The 584-nt window shown below is 72.3% G+C and carries 1 protein-coding gene; it reads left to right on the top strand.

All coding sequences use genetic code 11. From position 1 onward, the window contains the following. Positions 1–61: 61 nt before the first annotated feature. Positions 62–584 (top strand): DDE-type integrase/transposase/recombinase (locus ACL02T_RS34950; RefSeq protein ID WP_412835100.1); only part of this gene is annotated, 523 nt, incomplete at its 3' end.

Below are 584 nucleotides of genomic sequence, written 5' to 3' on the forward strand. Positions count from 1 at the left end.
GCCGGACGCGCCGGCGGTCCCGCCGCGGGCGAGCTCGCGGGCGGGCACGGTGGCCCGGCTGGTGGATCCGTTCACTGAGGTGATCGACGCCTGGCTGGCCGATGACCCGCGGCTGCGGGCGACGGTGATCCATGAGCGGCTGGTGGCCGACTACGGGTTCACCGGCCACTACCAGCGGATCAAGGTTTACTGCGCGGAAGCGCGGCGCCGGATCGAGCTCGAGTCCGACGCCCAGGGCCGCCCGCCCGGGCTGCATCGCCGGTTCGAGGTCGTCGCGGGCGCGCAGGCCCAGGTCGACTGGGGCGACGAGGGCTGTCTGCTGGTCGGGGCCGGAGCGGGCAAGAAGGTCTACTCGTTCCATATGACGTTGTCCTACTCGCGCGACCCGTTCATCTGCTTCACCACCAGCCAGGACCTGGCCACGTTCTTCGACTGCCACCGGCGCGCGTTCGCCCACTTCGGCGGAGTCCCGGCCACGATCGTCTACGACCGCACCAAGACCGTGGTCCGCCGCCACGTCGCCCCGGGCCGGGCGGTGCCGCTGCACCCGCAGGCGGCGGCATTCGCCGAGCACTACGGGTTCG

The organism is Pseudonocardia oceanicola (assembly GCF_047200735.1).
Classification (GTDB): Bacteria; Actinomycetota; Actinomycetes; order Mycobacteriales; family Pseudonocardiaceae; genus Pseudonocardia.